Source organism: Psychroflexus sp. MES1-P1E, from assembly GCF_002836055.1.
Lineage (GTDB): Bacteria > Bacteroidota > Bacteroidia > Flavobacteriales > Flavobacteriaceae > Psychroflexus.
In genome coordinates this window covers 1-21,497 of the sequence record NZ_PJBS01000160.1, presented here as the reverse complement: position 1 = coordinate 21,497, position 21,497 = coordinate 1, and the positions used below count along the sequence as shown (strand labels likewise).

Genomic DNA, 21,497 nt, shown 5'->3' with positions numbered 1-21,497 from the left:
ATTAAATCGTAAATAATCACATCTTTAAATAGAAATCTTTAACTAAATCTATATAATCTCGGGTATAGACATGTCTTTCCAGCTCAATAACCAATTCGTTTTGAATAATATTCTCTTCTTTATTTCTTCTGAAATTAATAAGCGATCGCTTAAGCGGTGAAGATGAATGGCCTCTTACATTTAAAATTTGATTTGGATACAAATCAAATCTAGCTGCTATTTTTATAAAACCTTCACTAGCAGCGTAAGGCACTATTACAGATAAGGTTCCCTCTTGGTGTAATAGGTGGTTAACACCCAACAGTAGAGTTTCAAAATTTAAGTCAGTTTGACTTCTGGCTGTTGACCTTCCTTTCGTTGAAAGATTCTTAGAAACTTCAAAAAAAGGCGGATTGCTAATAATGAGGTCGTATGTTTCTTCCATTTCTTCGGTAAAACTATAAAAATCTGAATGGTAACAATACAATCTATCTCCCCAAGGACTATTTTCAAAGTTATCAACACATTCTTCAAAAGCATCCGGATCAATCTCAACAGCATCGATGGTTTCAGCAAAACTTCTTTGAGCCATCTGCAGGGCTAATATTCCTGTACCAGCTCCAACATCTAATATACTTTGGACCGTTTCAGGTATTTTTGTCCATGCTCCTAAAAGCACTGCATCCGTCCCTATTTTCATAGAGGATTGAGATTGGCGAACTTCAAAATCTTTGAATTTAAAGATATTTGTCACTGTATGGGTTTTAAATAAAAAAGCACGCTTTTTTACAAAACGTGCTTTTGGTGTTAATAATAAATAACCTTATTTAATGATCAGCTTTTTAGTAGCTTGAAGATCTTCCGAAGAAAGTTTAACTAAATAGATACCAGAAGTCAAAGCTTTGGCATAAACATCGATCCGTCCCGAATCTGTTTTATAGTTTTCTGAAAAAACATTTCTACCCAACATATCGTAGACTTCAACACTTACTTCTTGACTCATAAACTTAGGTAAAGAAATAGTAAAGCGATTATCTGCACTTGGGTTGGGGTACAATTTGAAACTTTCCAACTCTATGGGATTGTTAACCGAAAGCGTTGTTTTTCCAAAGACTAATTTAAATCTATTGAAATCATAACTATTCGGGATAGCACTATAAATTTCGAAACTATAATCAGTTGTTTCATCATTTTGTGCAAGCTCGATAATTTGCTCGGTGTAATTGTCCACAAGACTAACTATCTGGTTGAGTTGACTTGCTTTTATACTTAAAGTATAGCTCGTGGATCTTAAAGTATTGTTTGGGGTAAAATAATTCCAAATACTTAATTGAACAACTTCACCTTCTATAGGCGTCGCTCTTTTTTCTACAGACAAGTAGTCCTCAATCCCATCTAGAGAATTTAATAATGCAATGGACTCTTCATAATTGGAAAACTTGAGCGCATCTTTATCATTCACTTCATTGGAATAATAATCGTGCATTACAAGTCTAGCCCCATCTACTAAGAAACTCTCGAGATCTACATTCCTTTTCAAATTAATATTTAGCTCTGTGTTCAAAGAACCATTAGACGTAGGTGCTCTGAAAACAGCATTTCCTACGGATGCCAAAGCACCTGTCTTTTTGTAAATCTCACCAAAAGTCACTGATGGATTAGTCGCTTTAGTCTCAGCAAAAAATGCTTGATGGGGTTGCAAATATTTATCAGCGGCAGACGCAACGTTGGGCGTACCGTTGTTTGTTGATAAGTCCACCGTAACATAGCTACCAGATTCTCCTAAAGTTGGATCATAAACATAAATATAATCTGTTTTTAGACCACTTACGTTATTGCCCTCCAAGAACGCTTTTAAGTCAATTTGGGCTTGATAAGGATTTCCTATAAAACTAAAATCTTCTAGATCTGGACCAAGATCACTGGACTCTACACTCCAATCTCCTGTGGCTAATACTCCTGTAAATCTCAATCTTGTATCTGGTCCAAATTGGATGTTATCAACAGTGAGGTCTAAGGCTCTACTTCCCCTTATAAGAGATAAAAAGGACTGTCCAGAGGAAAGTCCGTCTATATCTGTATTGGGAATATTTACCCAAGCTTGTGTTGATTCAGCGAATGTAAACATAGATGTATTTCCTGTATTAGTGGCATCAAATCCATTTGCGCCAGTTGTTGATCCCGTAATATGGATTCCGTAACCTGGATTTGGATCAACAACAGGAGTATTTTCAATATCAGTTATTTGGCCACCTTCCTGCAAGTTGTCTTGTATCGTTGGCTTTCCACAAGAAACAGTGGTAGTGACTGGTGAAGATATAAATCTAAACGCTCTAGTTCCACTTGGTATAAACCGCTCTATCACGACACAGCCACTTATACTAGAACCAGACGACACTATACCAAGCACAGCTGTTTTGGCAGCTGAACTCCTGAAGGTAAATGTTGATGATGAAGGAATTGTAAAATTACCCTGTATTAGGCTAAACACCTCTAACAGAGATATATCTGAGTCTGTAGTGACACCATCTGGGTTTTCTACAGTTAAGTTGGATAAATCTCCAGAAATAAAACCTGATGGTATTATTTGGGCGGCATCCTGATTTGAAAAAAACAAGGTTGAGCCTGCTGCAGATCCGTCCACAAAGGCTCCCGAAGCTATATTTGCCATAGAACCGTTAATGGCAAAAAGTTGTCCATTTAAGGTAATGGACGTTGCATCTGCCATCTCTAAATCATTGGCACCAGCATCTGAGTCTAAAACTGGGTATCTAGGGCGTCCATTAGGAATGATAACATCAAAATTGGCATTAGGAATTTCTCCACCTACCCAGTTATTGACGTTATTCCAAGCAGTGCTAACATCTCCCGACCACTCTACGGGATCTCCTGAACAAGATGCCGGAAAAGAAATTGCAGTTGTTATTGCTGTCTCTAAACTAGAATATGAAAATTCTATGGTATGTGTACCACCTACGCTAAATTGTAAATCATCAAAGCTTACTGTACCATTTCCAATAGTTAATTTTACAAGAGTTCCCAATAAATCACCAGGGCCTGTTGCCAAAGTAGCTGTGATTTCAATATTATCTTGTGGTACAGCAAAACCATCAGAGTCTTCTACTTGAACTACAATTGGGTCAGCAAGAGTACCGTCGCACTCTTGCTCTGTAGGTTGAGAGTTGACCGCGAGTTGACTCGCCACCCCAAGCGAAGGCTCGTTAAAGGCAATAAAAGCAGGATCTGATCGTCCTCCTGGTTCATAAATTAAAGCCACGGCATTAACTGCATTTGCAATAGTTATCCCAAAACTATTTAAATCTACTGCAAAAAATCGTAAATTCCTATCTGTATTTACACGACCAGTTTTGTTTTGTGTACTGTCGAATTTATATAAATCAGAAGTCCAACCACCAACTGCAGGAAAAGATGTACTATTATCTAAATTAATACCAACAGAATTTCCTACAGTATCTCCGTTAGAGTCTACAAATTTTAATATATCTGTGCCACTAGGCTCTGCAATTTGACTTACTAATATATCAGGACTACCATCATTAAGCTGTGATGTTTTAATACCTCCGCTACTCAAGTTAAATCTTGAACTAGTCCCTGACGGAATATTTGTTAGAGAAGAACCTAAATCTAAGCCTTGTAGCCCTCGTGTTAAAAAACTAGCAACTTCCGAACCTTGGGTAATGGCAGGAAATGGGCTTGTAGAACTATTATCTACGCCGTTATCAATCCCATCTGCCAATTGCCCTAAACCAACAAAATAAGCACCTGCTACTGTTGTTGGCAGTGTAGCAATTGGCAATGCTCTTATTGTTAGTGGTGTATAAGTAATATTATTATTATCCAACTTCGCATCATCTACCCCCGTAGAATAAATAGTCCCAGGATTCCCAACCCTAAACGCCAATAAGTTGTGAGAGTTATCAGGTCGGACAGTATTAAAATTGGTGGATGACGAATTCCAAAACCCACCGTAGTCTGTCCAGATTTCTGTGACTTGGGCTTGGATAGATACAGAGAGGATTAGTGCTAGGAATAGAGTAATTTTTTTCATAATTCAAGCAATTATACATTATACAAATCATAACATAATTGAAAACAAATATAATATAAATGAAAATTAGAATTGTTTTGATTAATTGCTATTCAAGAAATAAAGTTTTATTAGGCAATACTTAAAACTATTTAATCAATGTTATCGCTAGGTTTACAGTCATCTACATCATTATCAATGATTTGCATCTGTGGCTCTTTCATTGTTTTTTGGTTGGCAATACTCCGTTCCAATGACAATAATAGTGAAGGTAGAAGCAATAAATTGGCTAGCATAGCAAAAAGGAGCGTTGCAGAAACCAAGCCTCCTAGGGCAACGGTTCCTCCAAAACTTGAGATCATAAACACTGAAAAACCAAAAAATAAAACGATAGAGGTATAAAACATACTTACAGTAGTTTCCCTTAAAGCTAAATAAACAGACCGCTTAATCTTCCAGTGGTTGGCCTTTAACTCTTGCCTGTATTTTGCCAGGAAATGTATGGTATCATCTACGCTTATCCCAAACGCTATACTGAAGACAAGAATTGTAGACGGCTTTATAGGGACACCCAGAAAACCCATCATACCAGCGGTCATTAATAAAGGGAGTAAATTAGGAATAAGTGAAATCAAAATCATGCGAAAAGAACGAAAAATCCAGGCCATAAATAGAGCAATAAGCAAAATCGCTAAGGAAAGAGATAACACTAAATTGTCTACTAAATAATGTGTCCCCTTTTGATAAATCAGAGCTTTTCCTGTCATAGTCACTTCATAACGGTCTTCTGGAAATATCTTTTGAATTTCGGGTAAGAGCTGATCTTCAATTTTTTTGATTTCCTCTGTCGTGACATCCTTCATAAACATAGTCATCCTCGCAAATTGCCCTGTTGAATCCACATATGAACTGATTCCAGTTCCTTTCATATTTTCCATACTTCTGATGTAGGGTGACATAAAAGTTTGCTCCTGAGAGGTTGGTAATTGGTAGTACTTGGGGTTGTTATTGTAAAAGGCTTGCTTGGAATATTTAGCCAGATTAACAACCGATAATGGAGCAGAAAGTTCTTTTATATCATCAATTTCAGAGGCTAATTGATCCATCTTTTTCAAAGTTGATAACTTAATTACACTCTTAGGCCTTTTGGTATTGATCATTATTTCTAATGGTAAGACCCCATCAAACTTATCTTCAAAGAATTTAATATCCTTAAAGAATTCAGAATTTTGTGGCATATCCTCCAGTAAACTACCAGAAATTTTAATATTGAAAATACCTATAATGCTTATCCCTAAAACGGCTACGGAAGTAAAGTAAATAGTAATTCTCTTATCCCTTACCATTTTCACAATCCATTCTACAAAGCGTTCTATCCATTGTTTACCAAGATGTCTTAAGTGCTTATCATTGGGCAGTGGCATGTAACTATAGATAATAGGTATAATAAGAAGACTCAAAATAAAAATGGCAACAATGTTGATGGACGCTAATATCCCAAACTCCTTTAATAATTCACTTTGAGTAAAAATGAAGGTTGCAAATCCCGAAGCCGTAGTCACATTGGTCATCAGTGTAGCATTTCCAATTTTAGTGATTACACGCTGAAGAGACTTTGCCTGGTTACCATGTTTTTTGATTTCATGCTGGTATTTATTGATCAAGAAAATGCAGTTAGGAATCCCTATAATGATAATAAGTGGAGGGATAACGGCCGTTAAAACCGTAATTTCGAAACCAAGAATACCCATAAATCCAAAAGCCCACATCACACCAATGATGACGGTTAACATTGAAATTAATGTGGCGCGAAATGACCTAAAAAAGAAGAAAAATATAAAGGAGGTTACCAGTAAAGCCGCTAATACGAACCATTGGATTTCATCTACAATATTTTGCGAATTGAGAGTTCGTATGTAGGGCATCCCAGAAACATGAAGCTCGATATTGTGGTTTTTCTTAAACGACTCTATCAAGGGAACAAACTTCTCCATGATAAACACCTTACGTCCTTGAGCGTTGACTATGCTATCTTGCATATACGCTACAGTTTGCACTGTTTTGTTTTTAGAATTGAAAATCAATCCATCATAAAAAGGATAATCTGTAAAAAGAGACTTGCTGTAAGCTTCCAGTTGTTGTTTTGAAATATCAGTACTTTTGCTTAAAATCCGTTGCATTTCAAAACGCTTAGGATTTTCAAGTTTTATCAATTCTTCAAGATTATGAATCCCAATAACAGATTTTATCTCAGGAAAGCTAGCAAGAGTATCTGATAGTATTTTCCAAGCTTTAAACTTTTCCAACGTAAATAAATCCTCGTCATCTGTGGCTAGCATAATCACATTACCATCAGATCCAAATTTCTCTTCAAAATCTGCGTACTGTTGATTGATAGGAGCATCATCTGGAAGCAAATTAGCTTCAGAATAAGAAAACTGAATATGTTGCCACTGCATACTTAGAAATACAGTTAATCCTAGTAGAATAAGAATAATGACAATCCTATTCCTAAGAATCCTACTAGCGATAAAATTCCAAAATCCAAAGCTAAACACCTTATGCATAAGTTATAATCTGAGTTTGCAAATGTAAAAAATCAAATGTGTAAACCGCTTCAAAATTAGAGCTTTAGATAGAAAGTGAATTTAAGCGAAAGATTATCTTCAAATTCTGGCAAATGGTAAGCACCATAGCGATAGGCGAAACTCAAACCAAACCCAAAAAACAATTTATTAATTTCTAGTCCCGCCTCATTATACCCTTGGGACAAGGTGTTGAAAGCAATATTTTGGTGAAGTTCTGGATTTTGGAAATCACCAATAGCATGTCGAGAAATTAAAACTAATTCTGGTTGGATCGTATTCGAAAGTTTAAAAGGAGCGAGTCTATGTTTAAGATGAAGCGTTGCTAATTTGGTACTGAAAAACTCGTTGAAATACATAGTTTCAAAACTTTTCACACCAGCTACTGAAAATCTATTCAACACTGTCGGCTTATTTGGACTATTAGGGAAGGCGTGAAACGTATGCATTAAAGGGATATCGCCAAATCCCAGATCACCTCCAAGTTCTATGCTAGATAGACTCCCCCAACTGTGTTGAAAATCATAATCTATTTTTGCACTAAGCTTTGTAAAACTAAAGTCACCGTCCAAAACCCCTTCAATACTTTGGCTTAGCTGTGCCGTAATTTCTGGGGTGAATTCATCATCGATATAGATTCTTTCACCAACTTTAGAATAGGTAGTGTTGGGCGTCCACCTCAACCCAAAAGTCGCTGTGGTTAAATTATAATTCTCAAATAAATTCCCATCGTTTTCAAAAGCATATGCTCGTGTTTGAGAGATATTATTTTTATCGACTTTTAACTCCGACATCAATTGTGGTGTAAAGTTGTGCTGCAAACTTAGCCCGTATTTTTTATACTTATAAAAAAAAGTGATATTAACGAGTCTCGGTTCAAAGAGGGAATAGACGCGTTGGTCTGTAAGATAACTATTAGCACCGACTTCTTCAATATCGTTATCGTAAAAAGCATTTAGCCATGTGCTTGTATCAGCATTGAGTAATTTCCCCACATTGAGTCCATATTTAAAATTACCATCTTGAGTTCCATAGGCTGTAAACCCACCTACCCTATACTTTTCAGAAAAAGATTGATTGGTCTGTAAACCTAACCCAAGACGCAAGCCTTCGTAATTATTTAGCTTAATTAAGCGTGTTAGATCCACATCGACACTACCTATAGGAAAATAGCCTGCATCAAATGCTGAAATTCTCTTAACTCGATTCTTTACATTTTCCTTGCTGACATATAGCCTTAAAGCTGATGTATCAAGAGCTTTTCCTTTTATGAAGTCATAATTCAATTCCTCCCAATACGCATATGGAACAGTATAATCTCGATCCTCAAGGATTTTACTTAGTTGCTTAGGGAAAGGAGTTATAGTATCTCCGCTTTTATAATCAAAGTAAATCTGCTGGTGGACTAATTCAGCCTTATCTTGTTTAGGATTTTTCTTTTGGATACGTCCAAAATCTAAACCTCCTTCAAAAAATGATACTTTTTTCCCTCCATCTCCTGTCGAAATGGATAGCTCTGTGGATACTGGTAATCCTAATTTATCATCAAATTCTGTCGACAGCGTCAACTTGTAATCTGCATCGAGAGTAACTTGAATTTTTTTGAATTTCAAGGAGGATTTATCTAAAACCAGCACTCCTTTAAACGATCTTTGAAATCCTTTTAATAGGGGCTCAACGCTAATGATTTCTACTTGAGTATCTTCATAAATCGAATAAAATTTATAATTGGCTTTGCTCAAGGTATTAAAGGGAGAGACAAATTGCTCTTCGAAAATTTTAATATAAGTTTGAAACCAATTAAAAAAATAGATGTCTTTATTTACCATTTGTGGAACTACCCCTTCAAGACCTTCTACTCCTATTGCATTTATTTTTTGCTGAAGACCTCTACTCTGAGTTAATCTAAAATCCAAGTCTTTTCTTAATACAAAATCTGGAGCTCCGTTACTGATTACCGTCTTACTAAAACTCTTGAACTTAAAGTTCATAGAAGCCACCTGCCGTTTGGTTACTTCAGCTATTTTTGACCCTTTAAGAAGTGTTCCTGTTGAGGCTTCTGAAGGTTGCATTTTGATAAGGGAAGAGAGATTTTCCTGATTATAAGCCAAAAAGCCTTTCGCCAAGATTTGGTCGACATGCTCACTGGGATTCAATTTAAATCTAAACTCTCCCGCATGGTTGGAAAAAAAATAACGCTGTTGATTGGTCATCAAAACAGCGTTAGAGATGGGGGACTCTTTTTTTGTGTTTTCAACAATTTTTCCTGAAACTATAGATTGAGCATTGGAGCTCAACACAAAGATGAATAGTGAAAACGTGAAGAAATATTGAATTTTCAAATGCTGAACTTATAAAACGAATTGTCCGTTGAGATTAAACGGTCATGATTTCTTTTTCTTTACTGACGTAGATTTTATCAATCTCTTCAATAAAAGAATCGGTTAATTTCTGTATATCGTCTTCAGTATCTTTTTGAACATCTTCTGGAAAGTCTGCTTTTTTAATCTCATTCATAGCATTTCTCCTGTCGTTTCTAACACCAATTTTTGCCTCCTCAGCTTCAGCTTTGGCTTTTTTAGAAAGTTGAAGACGCCTTTCTTCTGTTAGTGGAGGTACGTTTATGATAACACTTTCCCCATTGTTCATTGGGTTAAATCCTAAATTAGCATTCATGATACCCTTTTCAATATCTTTAATAATACTTTTTTCAAAGGGTTGGATGGTCAACGTCCTGGCATCTGGAGTATTGATATTACTCACTTGACTTATAGGTGTTTTAGCCCCATAGTATTGAACCATTACCGAAGATAGCATCGAAGGATTTGCTTTCCCTGCTCTAATGCTTGCCAACTGTTTTCTTAAATGTTGTATAGCTTGCTCCATGGATTCTTTGGTGCTATCTATAATAAATTCTATTTCTTCATTCATAACATTTAATTCTATAAATTAACTTTAGTTCCAATATTTTCTCCAGAGATAATTCTCAATAAATTTCCTGGGGTGTTCATATCAAACACTATGATGGGTAATTTATTTTCTTGGCTCAAGGTAAATGCAGTGGTATCCATCACTTTCAAGCCTTTTTTTAATACATCATCAAAACTGATAAAATCAAATTTTGTAGCATCAGTATTGCTTTCTGGATCTGATGTGTAAATACCGTCTACTCGAGTTCCTTTCAAAATCACATCCGCTTCCATTTCTATAGCCCTGAGCACAGCAGCAGAATCTGTTGTAAAATATGGATTGCCCGTTCCTCCACCAAAAATAACTACTCTTCCTTTTTCTAGGTGTCTTATCGCTTTACGTCTTATAAAAGGTTCTGCAACTTCATTGATTTTAATGGCAGACTGTAACCTAGTTTGCATTCCATTATCTTCACAAGAGCTTTGTAAAGCAAGGCCGTTAATTACAGTAGCAAGCATGCCCATATTGTCCCCTTGAACCCGATCCATACCTTTGCTAGCTCCAGCTATACCCCTAAAAATATTACCACCACCTATTACAATCGCAACTTCCACCCCTTTATTGATTATACTTTTAATCTCCTTAGCGTAATCGTCTAATCGCTTAGGATCAATTCCATAGTTACGATTGCCCATAAGAGCTTCTCCAGAGAGTTTGAGTAAAACACGTTTATAATGCATAATAAATTTTTAAATAAAGTTTTGCAAATATAGGGATTATCTTATTCTGATAAATGAGTTATGTTCTTCATTTTTACACACAAAAAGCCCTTCCGTAAATACGAAAGGGCTTTTTTGTGAATGTTCTATAAGATTATCCTAAAGCAACTCTTTCAAAAGCTACAATTTCAACATCACCCAATGTTTTAACGTGTTGGGCAACAGACGTTTTATTGTCCTTGATAAAATCTTGATTTACAAGAGTATTGTCTTTAAAGAAACGCTTGATTTTTCCTTCAGCAATTTTGTCTAGCATATTTTCAGGTTTCCCTTCTTGCCTCAATTGATCTTTTGCAATTTCAATCTCTTTATCTATTGTAGTTTGATCGACACCTGCCTCGTTTAGTGCTACTGGATTCATGGCAGCAGCTTGCATAGAAACTTCTTTAGCAACCTCTCCTGCACCTTCAACAGACTTAGAGAGACCTGTTAAAACTGCGATTTTATTACCAGCATGGATATAAGACCCAACAAACGCTGCTTTTAAAATTCTAAAATCTCCAATTTCAATTTTCTCCCCAATGACTCCGGTTTGTTCAGTTAATTTTTCTTCAACTGTAATTCCGTTGTAATCTAGTTTAAGCAACTCTTCTTTCGTCTCAACACCAAGTGCTAAGCTTGCGAAATCATTAGCCATTTTTGTAAATGAATCGTTTTTTGCAACGAAATCAGTTTCACAGTTTAAAGAAACGATTGCACCTTTAGTAGCATCATCGTTTACAGAAGCAATAACAGCACCTTCAGAAGAATCTCGATCGGCTCTTTTTGCTGCTACTTTTTGACCTCTTTTTCTTAAAATTTCGATAGCCTTGTCAAAATCACCCTCGCTTTCTACAAGAGCTTTTTTACAATCCATCATTCCAGCACCAGTGCTTTTTCTTAGCTTATTGACTTCAGCAGCCGTAATTTTTGCCATGATATATGTATTTTGTGTTAACATGAAAGTCGCTTAAGCATAAACCTAAGCGACTTTTTATAGTTTAGTCTATTTTATTCTGAAGCTTTATTCTCTTCTCCAGCTGGTTTTTTGGGCTCAGCTTTCTCAGTTGGAACTTCTTCTACTACTGCCGCTTTTTCTTCAGCGTTTGCTGGTTGGGCTTCAGTATTAGTTTCTTCTTTAGCTTTATTTTCAGGAGCTTTTTCTACTGCTGTTGCTTTTTTCTCAGCTTTAGCTGGCTTCTCATCAGCATTAGCTTCTTTTTTAGCTTTAGCAGGTTTGTCTTCTCCACTGTCTTTACCGTCTTTACGTTCGTTTAAACCTTCAAGAATAGAGTCTGTCATATAAGACATAACTTTATGGATAGATTTTGAAGCATCGTCATTAGCAGGGATAGCATAATCTACATCTCTAGGATTAGAGTTAGTATCTACCAATGCAAAAACAGGAATGTTTAATTTTTGTGCTTCTTTTACCGCAATATGTTCTCTTAAAGTATCTACAACGAATATTGCTGCAGGTAATCTAGACATTTCTGAAATAGACCCCAAGTTTTTCTCAAGTTTAGCTCTCATCCTGTCAACTTGCAATCTTTCCTTTTTAGAAAGAGAATTGAAAGTTCCGTCTTTTTTCATACGGTCTACAGTTGCCATTTTTTTGACTGATTTTCTAATGGTGACAAAATTTGTCAACATCCCACCAGGCCACCTTTCAGTGATGTAAGGCATCTGAGCTCTTTGAGATTCTTGAGCTACAATTTCTTTAGCTTGTTTTTTGGTAGCGACGAAAAGTATTTTTCTTCCGCTTGCTGCAATTTTAGAAAGAGCTTCTCCAGCTTCTTCCATTTTAGCAACTGTTTTGTAAAGGTTGATGATGTGAATACCATTACGCTCCATGTATACATAGGGAGCCATGTTTGGATTCCATCGTCTGGTAAGGTGTCCGAAATGTACACCAGCGTCAAGTAAATCTTTGACTACTATTGGGTTTGCCATTTTTGTTTTAGTTTACGTTCTTCTGTTGGGATAGCAATAAATAAGTTACGATTAATAATGACCTTATTCATTTAGATGCTAAACTAACTCTGGGTTTGCAATCCAGATAACAACAAAAAATTGAACTGTTAATAATTTCAATTTGTGAAGGAAATTCTCGATTAACGTTTTGAGAATTGGAATTTCTTTCTTGCCTTTTTCTGACCGAATTTTTTACGCTCAACCATTCTAGGATCTCTAGTTAGTAATCCTTCTGGTTTTAGAGTAGTTCTATTTTCTGGGTCTAGCTCGCACATTGCTCTGGATAAGGCAAGTCTGATAGCTTCTGCTTGTCCGGTGATACCTCCACCAAAGACATTTACATTGATATCAAATCTATCCTCATTCCCTGTCAATATAAGGGCTTGATTTATTTTATAAAGCAAAGGTCCTGTTGTAAAATACTCGCTAACTTTTTTCTTGTTAACTGTAATTTCACCTTTACCCTCAGAAAGATAAACTCTAGCTACGGCTGTTTTTCTACGGCCAATTTTGTGAATTGTCTCCATTTACACTAGTTCGTTTATATTAATTTCTTTTGGTTTTTGAGCACTTAAACTGTGCTCCTCGCCTGTAAAGACTCGAAGATTTCTAAACAATGCTGAACCTAATTTGTTTTTAGGCAGCATTCCCTTTACAGATTTTTCAACAAGACGCTCTGGGCTCTTGTCAAATACTTCTTGAGCTGTTAAACTTCTTTGTCCACCTGGATATCCTGTATATCGGATATAATTTTTTGAGTCCCACTTTTTACCTGTCAAGTTGACTTTTTCAGCGTTAACAACAATTACGTTGTCTCCACAGTCTACATGAGGGCTAAAACTAGGTTTGTACTTACCTCTCAAAAATTTGGCAACAATAGAAGATACACGTCCAAGAGATTGTCCGGCGGCGTCTACAACAACCCATTGCTTATCTGCAGTTGATTTGTTGGTAGAAACCGTTTTGTAACTTAATGTATCCACACTTAAATTTTTAAATAATTAAACATTCCTTTTACTTTCAATGTCATGAAAATAAGTTTGCAAATTTACGATTATAAATTTATATAGCAAGGTATGCTCTAGAATATTTTGTTAAGTGTATTTATTTTCAAGTATTTAGATAGTACTTTAGCTCATAAGAAATTGACTTATGAAATTATTAAAGTGTGTTTCCACCTTTTTAGTAAGCTTTATTCTTTTGGGATGTAGCAAGGACGATAACCCTCCTCAAGCATTATCCCAAAGTGATATTCAAGGGGATTGGTTTTTAGTTGAACTAAATGCAAATGAACCTACAGACCTAAATAACGATGGAATTTCAAATACAAATCTAAGGCTTGAAACCGATTGCTTTTCAAGTATGGCACTTAATTTTGAAAATGACACCTATACTTTTATTTATCCAAAACTTGATTTTAGAGGAGAAAATAACGATGAGTTAAGCTGCATAGACACTCTTAACACAGGTAGTTATAGTTTAGAAAATGGGACTTTGACAGCCACTACCACCATCGATAATTCTACAACAACAGAACGTGTTTCTGTCCAGCTTGACAACGACCTTTTAAAATTTACTATTACTAGAGCTCAGGTGAACGAATATCTTGATCTTGGGACTAGTGATAATGAAAATGCAGATCTAGAAACTTTGGAATTTATATTTGAAAAATAGACATGACAAATGAGGTTTTGGTCAAACTTTTGATAAAATATTTATTATAAAAACTATAACAAAATGATGGGATACTATATATTAATTGGAGCCATATTACTTATGAGCTGGTACGTGAGTAACACACTAAAGAAAAAATTTAAAAAATATTCTAAAATTCAACTTCAGAATGGAATGAGTGGTGCAGAAATCGCCAAGAAAATGCTAGAAGATCATCATATCTATGATGTGAAAGTCATTTCAACACCAGGACAATTAACCGATCATTATCATCCCACCAAAAAAACAATCAACCTCAGCGAAAGCGTTTACAACGAAAGAAATGCAGCAGCAGCAGCTGTTGCTGCTCACGAAGTAGGTCATGCTGTACAACATGCTAAAGCTTACTCTTGGCTGGAAATGAGAAGCCAACTTGTTCCCCTTGTGAGTGTAGCTTCACAGTGGAGCCAATGGGTCATTTTTGGAGGTCTTATATTAATGACTATGGTTTCTGCAGGTGTTGGCCAAATGGTTTTACTAGCTGGAATTATCATGTTTGGACTGGGAACTCTTTTTAGTTTTATTACATTACCTGTAGAATATGATGCTAGCAATAGAGCGCTTGCTTGGCTGAAAGATCACAATATAGTGAATCAAGAAGAGTACAAAATGTCTGAAGATTCTTTAAAATGGGCTGCTAGAACTTATGTAGTTGCAGCAATAGGTTCGTTAGCTACTTTATTATATTTCATAAGTGTTTATCTAGGAAGAGACTAGAGTTATCTTACTATTGCTAGAATAGGCGTATTGAAAACTCAACACGCCTGTTTTATTTATCGCTCACAAACTCCAACTTTTTTAAAGCTCTTTTGTTTTTTATAAACTCCCTTACTCTTATACCTTGACCAACCGTGAATAGGGATCTGCAGGAATGCTGAGTGTAAGCCATAAAGTTGCGTACGTCTTGTTCTGAAATCGTATAAGGTGTTCCTTTACAGTCCACTAGATTTCCAATGTAACCACATTGGGTGTCTATTAAGTGAAACTTACCATAAAGACTTGGTATGGCGTTAGTATCTGTTACCCTATCTCCAGAGCATCTAGCATTGTAATCTGGATCTTCTTCATTTCTAGTTACATGCTCACAGTTAACTGCTTTTGCTCCAGCATGTGTATGTGATAACCCAAAAATATGACCCACTTCGTGAGGAAGAATACCTGTATTATAATTTAGCATATTAACTGAAAATTGATTTGTGGACCATTTCCCTCCCCTTAAGCTATTATTGTTATTAGTAAATCTGTAGGGGATATAAACATTTAAAGCTGCAGGTTTGGAATAGTCGTTTTCACGGATATATTTATTAAACTTGTAATAATCTGTCCAATAGATTTCAGAGTCATTGACATACTTCAATTCTTGAAGTATAAAACAAATCTTCATGTCTGCGAAAGCAGAATTTAAAAGATCTACCGACTCTCGAACTTTAGATTCGGTCAAAAAATCATCATTGCTTCCATCATCTTGATTAATTCCCCAAAACACTAAAGGCACAATTAATTCTGAAAAGTTGTTTAAGTAGTCTGGATCTGTGGAATAACTGTAATTCGGATCTGGCTTGCAAGTCATTTGAGAAAACCCTACAATTTCACTCAAATCGTATAAACAATCTCCATCTGTATTCTCTTCAGAAGCAGGAGACCCGAGAATGAGACTCAGTAAAAGAAACCCTAAATTCTTCAATGTCCAATGCATAATTCATCGTTTAATAATGACTAAAATACAGAAAAGAGATCAATCTATAAAACCCAACGTTATACCCTTTATCAAATTGAAAATAACAAGAAATTAAAACCCTACTCCTTTCTAGTCAACGTATACATGTCGTTTCTAATATCCATTAGATTTCTGACACTCCCAAAGTTATGGAGTTCTCTTAAAGCCAATAGGTCTACATCGGCAATCAATATCATTTCTGTATTTGGCGTAGTCTGAGCTTTGATCCCATCACTAGGAAACGCAAAATCTGAAGGGGTGAAGACTGCGGACTGAGCGTATTGAATATCCATATTATGGACCTTAGGTAAATTACCTACACTTCCTGCTATAGCCACATAGCATTCATTTTCTACTGCTCTAGCTTGAGCGCAAAGTTTAACTCGAGAAAATCCATTTTGAGTGTCCGTGAGGAAAGGAACAAAAAGAATATCCATCCCTTCTTTAGCCAAAATCCTAGAAAGCTCGGGAAACTCGACATCATAACAAATCAAGATCCCTATTTTACCGCAATCGGTATCAAAAACCTTAAACTCACTTCCTTTTTGCATACCCCAAATCTTGGCTTCGTCTGGAGTAACATGTATCTTCTCATAGCGCTCTGTACTGCCATCTCTCTTACACAAATAGCCAACATTATATAGCTTGTGGCTAATCACTTCAGGCATACTCCCTGAAATAATATTAATATTATAAGCAATAGATAATTCGGACATTTTATTTTTAATAGGCTCGGTGTACTTAGCCAATTCTCTAATCGCCTCAGGCTCGCTCAAGTGATTATACTTCGACATCAAAGGCGCATTAAAAAACTCCGGAAACAAAGCAAAATCCGATCGGTAACCCGAAAGCGATTCTACAAAATACTCAACCTGATGAAGTAATTCTTCCAAGCTGCTGTAGGAGCGCATCTGCCATTGCACCAACCCAAGTCTTACTTCGCTTTTTTGGTTGGTAGGAACTTTGGTTTGTTTCTCATAATAGATATTGTCCCACTGCATAAGAACTGCATATTCCTTAGAGTCTTTGTCTCCATCTAGATAGTTAGATAAGATCCGGACAGGCCTAAAGTCGTTGGACAATTGGAAATTCAAAACGGGATCGTCTATTTCCTTAGTTCTCACTTTTTGAATGTACTCTTTGGGAGTGATTTCATGAGAAACCTTATAATAATTAGGGATTCGCCCACCAAAGACAATTCCCTTGAGGTTAAGCTGCTCCGTCAATTCTTTCCTGTAATCGTAAAGACGTCTTCCAAGCTTTAAACCTCGATATTCTTTTTTTATGATAACATCAATTCCATAAAGCATATCCCCAAATTCCGTGTGGTTTTTAAATTTTCTATCCCCAGCAATATCATCGTAAGTATGGTGATCAGACAACTTTCCATAGTCTACTATTATCGAAAAAGCACAACCAGCTAAATCTCCATTGATTAAAATCACCACTTGGCCTTCAGGAAAAACATCGATCAAACCCCTCAACTCATCCTTTTTCCAATACGCATCTGGAGCATCACCATAAATTTCAATAAAGACTTCTTTTAAGGCTTCAAAATCTTTTAAGGAGAGATATTTTAACTCAATTTGTTCAATTTTGGGAGAATTCTCTGTGGACATATACAAGTAATTTGGGTTAATACCAATCAATTTCAGAAGAAAATCTTAACAAAAAAAATTAAATAGATTTAGTGCAAAGTTAATTATAAGCCCTCAGGAAATAAACATCAAAATAACCTTCCATTTAAAACCGAGATCAATAGTGAAGATGAGTTCTGAAGGTCTTGTACCAAATTAAATATATAATGTCACATAAATAAATTGGCATTAAGCAGGGTTAGCAAGGAGGATAACTAAAATTACATCTCTAGAAGGTAAGCAAAAATTAATGGCGCTACTATAGTAGCGTCACTTTCAATAATAAATTTCGGAGTATTCATATCCAGTTTTCCCCAAGTGATTTTCTCATTAGGAACTGCTCCAGAATACGACCCATAACTTGTGGTTGAATCTGATATTTGACAGAAATAGCTCCAAAAAGGAGTATCGGTTCTTTCCATGTCTTGGTAAAGCATTGGGACTACACAAATCGGAAAATCACCAGCAATACCGCCACCAATCTGGAAAAACCCTATACCTTGTTTAGAATTTTCGGTATACCAATCGGCTAGGAACGTCATATACTCAATCCCAGATTTAACCGTAGACGCTTTAAGCTCTCCTTTCATAACATAGCTCGCAAATATATTCCCCATCGTACTATCTTCCCATCCTGGAACTACAATAGGCAGGTTCTTTTCCGCAGCTGCATACATCCAAGAATCTTTAAGATCGATTTCGTAGTGCTCCTCCAAAACATCAGAAAGCAGAAGTTTATACAAATACTCATGAGGCAAATAGCGTTCTCCTTTAGCTTCAGCCTCTTTCCAAATTTTTACAATATGCTTCTCTATACGTCTAAAGGCCTCTTCTTCTGGAATACAGGTGTCGGTAACTCTATTTAAACCTTTTTCTAATAAATTCCACTCATCTTGAGGGGTTAGGTCTCTGTATTCTGGAACACGCTTATAATGAGAATGAGCCACCAAGTTCATGACGTCTTCTTCTAAATTAGCCCCAGTACAAGAAATGATATGCACCTTGTCCTGACGAATCATCTCAGCAAATATTTTGCCAAGTTCAGCTGTACTCATTGCCCCAGCTAAAGAAACCAACATCTTTGACCCTCCCTCCAATTGCTTTTCGTATGCTTTAGCAGCATCTACTAGGCTTGCCGCATTAAAATGGAGAAAGTACTTTTCAATAAAGTCTGTAATAGGTTTACCCATAGTATTTGATTTTGTTATATTTTAAATTTAGAAAAAAGAACATTGACTCTAAGAGAATAGACTTTTCTATGATGGTTAAAACATGTTTTTAAATTACCTATAATCTCTCTGATCTATTCTCCATTTTCTTTGTTCTAAGACTCTATGCCCTCTTCTCTATATTCTTCTACCGCCTCAAAGCTGATTCTGAAAACCTGAAGCCATTCTTTGAAAATGCTCAATTTTGTTTTCTATGGCTTCAAATTCTGTTTCAGTAATATATAATCTATGCTTTGCAATGATAAGTTGAGTAATAAGTTCAAAAGAAGACCCGATTGAAATATTGATATAATGCTTAAAACTTTTTTGACTTCCAGCAGAACCTTCTGCGATATTACTGGGTATGGAAATAGAACACCGATTTATCTGATCGGACAAAGCAAATCTTTCTGTAGGAGGAAACTTTTTTATCATATCGGATACTTCAAAAGCAATCTCAAGACCTAACTTCCAAATATTTAAATTTTATAGTTATGCCTTTTAGCCATTTTAAAAAAATTTACTATTCAATATTTATTGCTTATTTAAAAATCTATGCTCTTTTTTCTTCACCATCCGGGTAAACTCCTTATTCTATATTCTAACGTCTCTGTTCTACCGTCTTTATTCTCATCTATTTGTTCTTCTTTGCTCTAAAAATCTTTATTCTTCTACATCCGAGTAAAATCAATCCTCATCCTCTTTATATCCATCTTCATATTTAAACTTATAGCTCAACATTTTATAATAAAGTTTCGCAGCAAGAAAGTCTGAAGATTTATCCTTTTCATTGGGACAGAGCTCGACAATATCAAATCCGACCACATTTTTCTTTTTGAAAATTTCTTTTAAGAATTCTAAAGTCTCATACCAAAAAAGTCCACCTGGCTCGGGAGTTCCTGTAGAAGGCATAATAGAAGGATCAAAAGCGTCTAGATCTATCGTGATAAAAACATTAGGGGTCATTTGCCCAATGGCATCTTCAGTCCAATCCTCATATAAGTCATGAGCAAAGTAAACGCGATTTTCGTCCATATGTTCTACTTCAGAAACATCCATAGACCGAATACCTACTTGAAGAAGGTTCCCTTTTTTGCTAGCTTCATGAAGAGCACAAGCATGATTAAAGGTGCTCCCTTCGTAAGAGGGCCTCAAGTCTGCATGAGCATCTAATTGAAGAACAGTAAGGTCTGGAAAATGTTCATGAAAAGCCCTTATGGTTCCTATTGAAACCGAATGTTCACCTCCAAAAATAGTGACGAATTTATCTTGATTGATATAATTCTTAGTGGTTTTATGCACAGCCTCAACCATTTTTTCAGGAGAGCTATTCTCTGAAACTGCTGGCGCAAGATAAATGCCCTTTTTATAAACTTCAGTACGGGTTTCAATATCGTACAACTCCATATTTTCCGAAGCTTTTAAAAAAGCCTCAGGGCCTTTATCTGCTCCTTTTTGCCAAGAGCTTGTTCCATCATAAGGAACTGGAATTAAAATAACTTTCGCCTCGTCGATACGGGCATACTTGTCTGGAATTCCTGCATAATTTGTTTTAAACGCCATGATAACCTAAAATTTTGAGTAAATCTTCACTTTTTTGTTGTTCACTAAATAGTTTCGTTGACAGACTTCCGTCATCGTTCTTTTGAATTAAAATATGTTTTGGACTTGGAATCAGACAATGCTGTAATCCGCCAAAACCACCTATGGTTTCTTGATAGGCTCCAGTGTTGAAAAAGCCTATATATAGGGGGTTTCCCTTTTCATACTTAGGTAAATAAATAGCATTTACATGTTGTTCCGAATTGTAATAATCATCACTGTCACAGGTTAGGCCGCCCAGTAGGACTCTTTCGTATTTATCGTTCCAACGGTTTAAAGCTAGCATAATAAAACGCTTACTAATCGCCCAAGAATCCGGTAAAGTTGTGATAAAAGAAGAATTAATAATATTCCATTTTTCACGATCATTTTGTTGTTTTTGATAAAGGACTTCATAAATGGCACCTCCACTTTCACCTACCGTAAAACTTCCAAATTCCGTAAAAATATGAGGGACGGGCACTTCCTCTTCTTCGCAAGTTAATTTAATTTGACCAACGACCTCTTCAATAATATATTGGTAATCATATTCAAAGGCCAGTGAGTTTTTTATAGGAAAACCACCACCAATATTGAGACTATCTAAACTTGGGCATACCTTTTTTAGGCGAGTATATACACGTAAACACTTCTGAAGTTCATTCCAATAATACGCATTATCCCTTATTCCTGTATTGATAAAGAAATGAAGCATTTTCAACTCCACTTGATCATTGTTTTTGATTTGATCTTCGTAAAACGGAATAATATTTTTATAGCCTATTCCTAACCTTGAGGTATAAAACTCAAACTTTGGTTCTTCCTCTGATGCAATTCGAATACCTATTTTAAAATCTTTATCAATCGCCTTGGTTAACAAATCGATTTCCTCATAGTTATCAATCACTGGAATACAATTCTGATGTCCATTATTGATGAGATTAGCAATATTAGCGACATATTGATCTCTCTTAAAGCCATTGCAAATGACATAAGTGTCTTTGGTGATTTTACCCCTTTCCTTTAAACTATTGACAATATCTATATCAAATGCTGATGATGTTTCTATATGAATATCATTTTTAAGGGCTTCATCTAGAACATGTTTAAAATGAGAACTTTTGGTGCAATAGCAATAATTGTAAGTTGCCTTGTAATTGTGCTTTTCTATAGCATCTTTAAACCACTTTTGAGCCCTGTGAATGTTTTCAGAAATCTTTGGTAAGTACGTAAATTTTAGGGGAGCTCCGTATTTTTCTACCAATTCCATCAAATCGATGTCGTGAAAGGTCAGGTGATCGTTTTTAAGTTGAAATTCTTCTTGAGGAAATTGATAAGTTTGACTTATGAGGTCAATGTACTTTGTATTCATTTATAGCAGGTAAAT

Annotated in this window: 18 protein-coding genes; 2 read left to right on the top strand and 16 right to left on the bottom strand. The window is 35.8% G+C overall.

The window, feature by feature from the left end; translation table 11 throughout:
* Positions 1 to 16 precede the first annotated feature (16 nt).
* The 10 genes from CXF67_RS06835 to rplM form a co-directional block, all read right to left on the bottom strand.
* Positions 17 to 733, bottom strand: a complete 717-nt coding sequence (locus CXF67_RS06835) for a tRNA1(Val) (adenine(37)-N6)-methyltransferase (protein ID WP_102088072.1) — start codon at positions 731 to 733, stop codon at positions 17 to 19.
* 69 nt (positions 734 to 802) lie between these two features.
* On the bottom strand, positions 803 to 4,048 hold the full coding sequence (locus tag CXF67_RS06830; protein ID WP_102088071.1) for a T9SS type A sorting domain-containing protein: 3,246 nt from the start codon (positions 4,046 to 4,048) through the stop codon (positions 803 to 805).
* 131 nt (positions 4,049 to 4,179) lie between these two features.
* Complete coding sequence (locus CXF67_RS06825) at positions 4,180 to 6,594, bottom strand: efflux RND transporter permease subunit (protein WP_102088070.1); 2,415 nt, start codon at positions 6,592 to 6,594, stop codon at positions 4,180 to 4,182.
* 56 nt (positions 6,595 to 6,650) lie between these two features.
* Complete coding sequence (locus CXF67_RS06820; RefSeq protein ID WP_102088069.1) at positions 6,651 to 8,954, bottom strand: DUF5686 family protein; 2,304 nt, start codon at positions 8,952 to 8,954, stop codon at positions 6,651 to 6,653.
* 34 nt (positions 8,955 to 8,988) lie between these two features.
* On the bottom strand, positions 8,989 to 9,543 hold the full coding sequence (frr, locus tag CXF67_RS06815; protein WP_102088068.1) for a ribosome recycling factor: 555 nt from the start codon (positions 9,541 to 9,543) through the stop codon (positions 8,989 to 8,991).
* Between the two features lie 11 nt (positions 9,544 to 9,554).
* Positions 9,555 to 10,262, bottom strand: a complete 708-nt coding sequence (pyrH, locus tag CXF67_RS06810; RefSeq protein WP_102088067.1) for a UMP kinase — start codon at positions 10,260 to 10,262, stop codon at positions 9,555 to 9,557.
* Between the two features lie 133 nt (positions 10,263 to 10,395).
* On the bottom strand, positions 10,396 to 11,217 hold the full coding sequence (gene tsf, locus CXF67_RS06805) for a translation elongation factor Ts (RefSeq protein ID WP_102088103.1): 822 nt from the start codon (positions 11,215 to 11,217) through the stop codon (positions 10,396 to 10,398).
* 74 nt (positions 11,218 to 11,291) lie between these two features.
* A complete protein-coding gene (rpsB, locus tag CXF67_RS06800) occupies positions 11,292 to 12,233 on the bottom strand; it encodes a 30S ribosomal protein S2 (protein WP_102088066.1) in 942 nt (313 codons plus the stop codon).
* A gap of 161 nt (positions 12,234 to 12,394) precedes the next feature.
* A complete protein-coding gene (gene rpsI, locus CXF67_RS06795) occupies positions 12,395 to 12,781 on the bottom strand; it encodes a 30S ribosomal protein S9 (protein WP_102088065.1) in 387 nt (128 codons plus the stop codon).
* The gene (gene rplM / locus CXF67_RS06790; protein WP_015024665.1) at positions 12,782 to 13,237 is read right to left on the bottom strand and encodes a 50S ribosomal protein L13; all 456 of its coding nucleotides are present in this window, start codon (positions 13,235 to 13,237) and stop codon (positions 12,782 to 12,784) included.
* A 169-nt stretch (positions 13,238 to 13,406) separates the two neighbouring features.
* On the opposite strand from rplM, the gene CXF67_RS06785 reads away from it, so the two are divergent.
* Both CXF67_RS06785 and CXF67_RS06780 read left to right on the top strand, forming a co-directional pair.
* Positions 13,407 to 13,928 carry a DUF5004 domain-containing protein gene (locus tag CXF67_RS06785; RefSeq protein ID WP_102088064.1) on the top strand — a complete coding sequence of 174 codons (522 nt, stop codon included), beginning with the start codon at positions 13,407 to 13,409 and terminating at the stop codon, positions 13,926 to 13,928.
* Between the two features lie 63 nt (positions 13,929 to 13,991).
* Positions 13,992 to 14,684, top strand: a complete 693-nt coding sequence (locus CXF67_RS06780; protein WP_102088063.1) for a zinc metallopeptidase — start codon at positions 13,992 to 13,994, stop codon at positions 14,682 to 14,684.
* A gap of 52 nt (positions 14,685 to 14,736) precedes the next feature.
* Here the strand turns inward: CXF67_RS06780 and CXF67_RS06775 are convergent, their stop codons facing one another.
* From CXF67_RS06775 to CXF67_RS06750, 6 genes are all read right to left on the bottom strand, one after another.
* Entirely contained in the window at positions 14,737 to 15,663 is a 927-nt protein-coding gene (locus CXF67_RS06775; RefSeq protein ID WP_102088062.1) for a zinc metalloprotease, read from the bottom strand.
* A gap of 101 nt (positions 15,664 to 15,764) precedes the next feature.
* Positions 15,765 to 17,303: a carbon-nitrogen hydrolase family protein gene (locus tag CXF67_RS06770; RefSeq protein ID WP_102088061.1), complete on the bottom strand. Its 1,539-nt coding sequence runs from the start codon at positions 17,301 to 17,303 to the stop codon at positions 15,765 to 15,767.
* Between the two features lie 239 nt (positions 17,304 to 17,542).
* Positions 17,543 to 18,511 carry a deoxyhypusine synthase family protein gene (locus CXF67_RS06765; RefSeq protein ID WP_102088060.1) on the bottom strand — a complete coding sequence of 323 codons (969 nt, stop codon included), beginning with the start codon at positions 18,509 to 18,511 and terminating at the stop codon, positions 17,543 to 17,545.
* Between the two features lie 174 nt (positions 18,512 to 18,685).
* Complete coding sequence (locus tag CXF67_RS06760; RefSeq protein ID WP_308302176.1) at positions 18,686 to 18,964, bottom strand: four helix bundle protein; 279 nt, start codon at positions 18,962 to 18,964, stop codon at positions 18,686 to 18,688.
* Between the two features lie 252 nt (positions 18,965 to 19,216).
* On the bottom strand, positions 19,217 to 20,092 hold the full coding sequence (gene speB, locus CXF67_RS06755) for an agmatinase (RefSeq protein WP_102088059.1): 876 nt from the start codon (positions 20,090 to 20,092) through the stop codon (positions 19,217 to 19,219).
* Entirely contained in the window at positions 20,082 to 21,482 is a 1,401-nt protein-coding gene (locus tag CXF67_RS06750) for an arginine decarboxylase (protein WP_102088058.1), read from the bottom strand. The genes speB and CXF67_RS06750 overlap by 11 nt, the downstream gene beginning before the upstream one ends.
* Between the last annotated feature and the right edge of the window lie 15 nt (positions 21,483 to 21,497).